We start from the raw sequence: 6082 nt of genomic DNA, 5'->3' as shown, positions 1-6082 counted from the left end.
AGCAGGGCGGAGTCGGCAAGACCACGTCGACGGTCAACGTCGCCGCGGCGCTGGCCCAGTTCGGGCAGCGCGTCCTGGTGGTGGACCTCGACCCGCAGGGGAACGCCTCGACGGCGATGAGCGTCGAGCACCACCGCGGTGTCCCGTCGACCTACGACCTCCTGGTCGACGGGCTCCCCCTCGCCGACGTCGTGGCGTCCTGCCCCGACCTCGACAACCTGTTCGCCGTGCCCGCGACCATCGACCTGGCGGGCGCGGAGATCGAGCTGGTGAGCGTGGTGGCCCGCGAGCAGCGGCTCCAGAAGGCGCTGGGGGCGTCCCCGCTCATCGGGACCGCCGAGCAGGCGGGGGAGGACCGCTACGACTACGTCTTCATCGACTGCCCACCCTCGCTCGGCCTGCTCACGCTCAACGCGCTCGTCGCCGGCCAGGAGATGATGGTGCCGATCCAGGCCGAGTACTACGCCCTGGAGGGGCTCGGTCAGCTCCTGGCGACCGTCGACATGGTGCGCCAGCACCTCAACCCCGAGCTGGCGATCTCGGCGATCCTGATCACGATGTACGACGCCCGCACCAGGCTGGCCGCCGGTGTGGCCGACGAGGTCCGCGATCACTTCGGAGACCAGGTCCTGCGGACCTTCATCCCACGCTCGGTCCGGGTGTCCGAGGCGCCGTCGTACGGCCAGACCGTGATGACCTACGACCCGGGGTCGCCGGGTGCGATGAGCTACCTCGAGGCCGCGCGCGAGCTCGCCGGCAGAGCCGTCTCCTAGAAGGGTGTGACCGATGGCGGAGAGCAGGACACCACGCCGTGGCCTCGGCCGGGGGCTGGGCTCGCTCATCCAGAGCACCAGCACACCGGAGCCGTCGCCGGGCGTCGCCGGGGACGACGCGCCGCCGGCACCGAGCGCCGGGCCGGTCGGGAGTGCTCCGGTCGAGGCGACGCAGGTCGAGATGACCGTCGTGCCTGGGGCCTCGTTCGCCGAGCTCCCTGTCGACCTGATCCGTCCCAACGCGGCACAGCCCCGGCAGGTGTTCGACGAGGAGGCCATGGCCGAGCTCGTCCACTCGATCCGGGAGATCGGGCTGCTCCAGCCGGTCGTGGTGCGGCCCGTGGGTACCGACCCGGACGGGACGACCCGCTACGAGCTCGTCATGGGGGAGCGGCGCTGGCGGGCCACCAAGGCCGCCGGCCTCGACGTCATCCCGGCGATCGTGCGGGAGACCGAGGACACCGCGATGCTCCGCGACGCGCTGCTGGAGAACCTGCACCGCGCGCAGCTCAACCCGCTCGAGGAGGCCGCCGCCTACTCGCAGCTGCTCGAGGACTTCGAGTGCACCCACGACGAGCTCGCCCAGCGGATCGGCCGGTCCCGGCCGCAGATCTCCAACACGATCCGGCTGCTCCGGCTCTCACCCGCCGTCCAGCGGCGGGTGGCCGCGGGAGTGCTGTCCGCCGGCCATGCGCGATCCCTGCTGGCCGTGGAGGACCCCGAGCAGCAGGACCGGCTGGCACAGCGGGTCGTCGCCGAGGGGATCAGCGTCCGCGGTCTCGAGGAGATCGTGGCGGTCGGTCTCCAGGACAGCGGCACGGACCGGCGGCCCTCCCGCGCCCGGCCGACGGCACCGGGGCTGGCGGAGCTCGCCGACCGGCTGTCGGACCGCTTCGAGACCCGGGTCAAGGTCGACCTGGGGCGCGCGAAGGGCAAGATCACCGTCGAGTTCGCCAGCCTCGAGGACCTGCGCCGGATCGTCGACATCATGGAAGGTGGGTCATTACCCTCGTGAGTCTCGACCTCACGGGCAGGGCGACGCTCGCTGGCCTTCTACCCTCGTGAGCTTCGGCCCGTGGCCAGAGCGACGCTCGCTGCGCTCGCCGGCTTCGCCGTCGCCCTGGCCAGCGGGGCCGATCACGAGGCGCGCTCGCTCCGCTCGCGAGGCTCGCTGCGCTCGCTCCCGGCTGGCCTACCGACCCCTTGACCTGTAGAGCGATCAAATGTCGACAAAGAGACCTAGCGATATCGCGATATATTGCTAGATCTACTGAGAGTTCCTGGCGGCGCGGCGGCGGGCGCGTTCGACCTTCTCCTCGGCGTCCATCGCGGCCGCCTCCTCGAGAGAGGGTGCTGACCCGCCGTGGGTCTTGGGCACCCACCACGAGCCGGGTGGCTGCTCGTCGGCCGGATAGCTGCGGATCGCCTCGTCGAGCATCCCGGCCATGACCCGGCGCAGCTCGGCGGTCTCCGCCACCGGGTCGTCACCGGTGGGGTGCAAGGGCTCGCCGGCCCGGAGCAGGATGGTCTTGCCGCGGGACAGGTCGCGCGGGTGGTCCTTGGTGATCATCCGCTGCGTGCCCCACATGACGACCGGCACCAGGGGCACCCCGGCCGCGGCCGCGATCCGCACCGCCCCGGTCTTGAACTCCTTGAGCTCCATCGCCCGCGAGATCGTCGCCTCGGGGAAGATGCCCACCGCCTCACCGGCCCGCAGGTAGCCGAGGGCGGTGTCCAACGACGCGAGCCCTTCTCCGCGGTCGACCTCGATGTGGTGCATCGAGCGCATCAGGGGGCCGCTGAGCCTGTGGTCGAACAGCTCGCGCTTGGCCATGAAGCGGACCTTGCGGCCCGAGGGGTTGGCGGCCAGGCCGCCGTAGATGAAGTCGACGTAGCTGATGTGGTTGCAGGCCAGGAGCACGCCGCCCGTGCGCGGGACGTGCTCGGCGCCCTGGATGTCGATCTTCTGGCCGAGCAGCCGGAACCCGGTCTTGCACGCGAGGATGACCGGAGGGTAGGTGACGTCGATCAAGACAGGTCCGTGCTGGGGCCGTCGTAGGTCTGGTAGCCGAGCTCACGAGCGGGGGCCGAGGCCCCGAAGGTCGCCCGGAGCTCCATCTCCGCCTCGATGACGCCGGCGAGTCGCCGTACGCCCTCCCGGATCCGCTCCGGGGTCGGGTAGCAGAACGACAGCCGCATCGCCCCGGAGCCGAACCCGTCGGCGAAGAACGCGGTGCCGGGCACGTAGGCCACCCGGGCCGTGACGGCGCGCGGCAGCATCGCCTTGGCGTCGATGCCCGGCGGCAGGCTGAGCCAGACGTAGAAGCCCCCGTCGGGGACGTTCCACCGGCAGGAGGCGGGCATCATGTCGTGCAGTGCCTCGACCATCGCGTCGCGCCGTTCCCGGTACATCTCCCGGAACTGCTTGATCTGGCCCTGCCAGTCGTGGTTGGAGAGGTACGCCGACACCGCCATCTGCGAGAACTGCGGCGGACACAGGGTGGCGGACTCCTGGGCCAGCACCAGCTTCTCGCGGACCATGTGCGGTGCCAGCGCCCAGCCGACCCGGAACCCGGGTGCGAACGTCTTGGAGAACGACCCGAGGTAGATGACCCCCTCGGCCTCGTCGGCCCGCAGCGCGCGCAGCGGCTCGCCGTCGAACCCGAGGAGCCCGTAGGGGTTGTCCTCGAGGATCAACAGGTCCTCGGAGCGGCAGATGTCCAGGATCTCCGCGCGACGCTCGGCGGCGAGGGTCACGCCGGCCGGGTTGTGGAAGTTGGGGATCGTGTAGAGGAACTTCAGGGTCTTGCCGGCCGCCTTGACCGACGCGATCGCCTGGCGCAGGGCGTCGGGGACCAGGCCGTCGGCGTCCATCTCGGCGTGCACGACCTCGCACTGGTAGGCCTTGAACACGCCGAGGGCACCGACGTACGACGGCGCCTCGCAGATCACCACGTCGCCCGGGTCGCAGAACACCCGGGTGACCAGGTCGACGGCCTGCTGCGAGCCGACGGTCACCACGACGTCGTCGGGGTGTGCCTCGATGCCCTCGAGCCGCATCACCTCGGTGATCTGCTCGCGCAGCTCGGGGACGCCCTGCCCGGACCCGTACTGCATCGCGACCGGGCCCTGCATGGCCACCAGCTCCGCGATCGCGCCGCCCACGACGTCGAGCGGGAGTCCCGAGATGTTGGGCATCCCGCCTGCCAGCGACACCACCTCCGGCCGCGAGGCCACCGCGAACAGGGCGCGGATCTCGGAGGCCGTCATCCCCGCGGTGCGGGCCGCGTAGCGCTCGACGTAGGGGTCGAGTCGGCCATGCGGAGCGCGCGGGGAGAGGTCCATGATGGATCTAGTGTGCCGGTGACCCCACCGCTTGGCACACTGATAGCGGCACAGGGTGCGTCACATCAGGACGACGACGAGGAGGCCGGTCGTGTCACGCAAGGTCGTGCGCCTCACCCTCGACCACCTCGCCCTGCTCGACGAGGACCTGGACGCGCCGTGCACGACCTGCCTCTTCTGGCAGCTGGACCCCGTGAGCCGCGCCCGCGTCGCGCCGGACGAGGCGGCCGCCGAGAAGGAGGCCTGGGTCTCCGAGGTGCTGCGTGAGTGGGGCTCCTGCGGGCGGGTGGCGCTGGTCGACGACCGCAGGGTCGGCTACGTGATCTACGCGCCGCCGGCGTTCCTGCCCGGTGCCGGCGCGTTCCCCACCTCGCCGGCTTCACCGGACGCGGTGCTGCTGAGCACGGTGTGGGTGCACCCGGACCACCGCGCAGGCGGGCTGGGTCGGATGCTCGTGCAAGGCATGGCGCGCGACCTGGTCAAGCGCGGCGGGATCGCGGCCGTCGAGGCCTTCGGCGACACCCGCGGACCCGGGCGCCTCGGCCGGCTCACGGCGAGCGCCTGCGTCGTCCCCGCGGACTTCCTGGGAAGTGTGGGCTTCAAGACACATCGGCCGCACGGCACCACCCCGCGGATGCGGATGGACCTGCGCACCGCCCTGACCTGGCGGACCGAGGTCGAGGCTGCCCTGGAGCGTCTGGTGGGCGTCGTGCGGCCCAGCGCCCGCCCCAGCGCTCCGGCACCGGGCGAGGCGAGGACGCGCTAGCCGGCTGCCGCGACGGGCGCCGACGCGATCCCCGGCAACGCCCACGTCTCGGACGCACAGTGACCCGCACGCGCGTGGCGCGTGCGGGTCACTACTGGTTCGGTCCCAGCGTCGGCTGCTCGCTCAGATGAACTCGGCGAGCTCGTTGAGGAGCATCGCCTTGGGACGGGCGCCCACGATGGACTTCACGACCTCGCCGTCCTTGTAGACGTTGATGGTCGGGATGCCGGTGACCCGGTAGGAGGACGGGGTGACCGGGTTCTCGTCCACGTTCATCTTGAGGAACGTGATCTTGTCGCCGTGGGCGCCGGCGATCTCGTCGAGGATCGGTGCGACCTGCTTGCACGGTCCGCACCACTCCGCCCAGAAGTCCACGAGCACGGGCTTGTCGGACTTGAGGACCTGCGAGTCGAACTCCTCGTCGGTCACAGCACTGATGAGCGCCACGGTGTCACCTCTCCATGTCTGTTGCGTCGAACGGAACGTCTAACGCTGTCTCCAGTCAACAGCACCCCGCGGACGGATGTTCCCGGCAGTCGGTCGCGTGTCGAGACCGACCCTGGGGGCCCGGACCTGGTCTAGAGGAGCGCCTCGGCGTCGGCCCGGGCCTGGGCCTGGGCCGGGTCACCGACGTGCGCCAGCTCGGCGAGGTAGCGCTCGGCGTCGAGGGCGGCGGCACACCCCGTGCCGGCGGCCGTGATCGCCTGGCGGTAGTGGTGGTCGACGAGGTCGCCCGCGGCGAACACGCCGGTGAGGTTGGTGCGGGTCGAGGGGTGCTGGACCAGCACGTAGCCGTTGTCGTCGAGGTCCACCTGACCGGTGAGGAGCTCGGAGCGCGGGTCGTGTCCGATGGCGATGAAGAGGCCGGTCGCGTCGAGGTCGCGGGTCTCCCCGGTGACGGTGTCCTTGAGGGTCACCGACTCCAGCCGGTCCTCGCCGTTGATGGACTCCACCGCGGAGTTCCAGATGATGTCGAGCTTGGGGTCGGCGAACGCGCGCTCCTGCATGATCTTGGAGGCCCGGAGCTCGTCGCGGCGCACGATCATCGACACCTTGGAGCCGAAGCGGGTCAGGAAGGTGGCCTCCTCCACGGCGGAGTCGCCACCGCCCACGACCGCGATGTGCTGCTCGCGGAAGAAGAACCCGTCGCAGGTCGCGCACCACGAGACGCCGCGCCCGGACAGCGCCTCCTCGTTGG

The 6082-nt window shown here is 71.0% G+C and carries 7 protein-coding genes; 3 read left to right on the top strand and 4 right to left on the bottom strand.

Annotated elements, in window-relative coordinates:
- Positions 1-773, top strand: a 773-nt coding sequence (locus JHD21_RS19880) for a ParA family protein (protein ID WP_292678830.1), incomplete at its 5' end; no start/stop codon positions are given.
- A gap of 13 nt (positions 774-786) precedes the next feature.
- Positions 787-1788, top strand: a complete 1002-nt coding sequence (locus tag JHD21_RS19875) for a ParB/RepB/Spo0J family partition protein (protein ID WP_292678827.1) — start codon at positions 787-789, stop codon at positions 1786-1788.
- Positions 1789-2040: 252 nt separating this feature from the next.
- Here the strand turns inward: JHD21_RS19875 and JHD21_RS19870 are convergent, their stop codons facing one another.
- Together JHD21_RS19870 and JHD21_RS19865 are read right to left on the bottom strand one after the other, a co-directional pair.
- On the bottom strand, positions 2041-2805 hold the full coding sequence (locus JHD21_RS19870; RefSeq protein ID WP_292678824.1) for a lysophospholipid acyltransferase family protein: 765 nt from the start codon (positions 2803-2805) through the stop codon (positions 2041-2043).
- Positions 2802-4118: a PLP-dependent aminotransferase family protein gene (locus tag JHD21_RS19865; protein WP_292678821.1), complete on the bottom strand. Its 1317-nt coding sequence runs from the start codon at positions 4116-4118 to the stop codon at positions 2802-2804. The genes JHD21_RS19870 and JHD21_RS19865 overlap by 4 nt, the downstream gene beginning before the upstream one ends.
- Positions 4119-4209: 91 nt before the next feature.
- Here JHD21_RS19865 and JHD21_RS19860 point away from each other — a divergent pair, with 91 nt between their 5' ends.
- Positions 4210-4884, top strand: coding sequence for a GNAT family N-acetyltransferase (locus JHD21_RS19860; RefSeq protein ID WP_292678819.1), 675 nt, complete (start codon positions 4210-4212; stop codon positions 4882-4884).
- A gap of 123 nt (positions 4885-5007) precedes the next feature.
- Here JHD21_RS19860 and trxA read toward each other — a convergent pair whose 3' ends face one another.
- The gene (gene trxA / locus JHD21_RS19855) at positions 5008-5331 is read right to left on the bottom strand and encodes a thioredoxin (protein WP_292678816.1); all 324 of its coding nucleotides are present in this window, start codon (positions 5329-5331) and stop codon (positions 5008-5010) included.
- A 131-nt stretch (positions 5332-5462) separates the two neighbouring features.
- Positions 5463-6082 (bottom strand): FAD-dependent oxidoreductase (locus JHD21_RS19850; RefSeq protein WP_292678814.1); only part of this gene is annotated, 620 nt, incomplete at its 5' end.

Source organism: Nocardioides sp. (assembly GCF_016462705.1).
In the GTDB taxonomy this organism is placed as follows: Bacteria; Actinomycetota; Actinomycetes; order Propionibacteriales; family Nocardioidaceae; genus Nocardioides.
This window is presented reverse-complemented; position numbering and strand designations above follow the sequence as displayed.

Bases quoted from the DNA above. Each gene is read 5' to 3' on its own strand.
- JHD21_RS19875 (WP_292678827.1), top strand. From the start codon at position 787: ATGGCGGAGAGCAGGACACCACGCCGTGGCCTCGGCCGGGGGCTGGGC.
- JHD21_RS19865 (WP_292678821.1), bottom strand. From the start codon at position 4,118: ATGGACCTCTCCCCGCGCGCTCCGCATGGCCGACTCGACCCCTACGTC.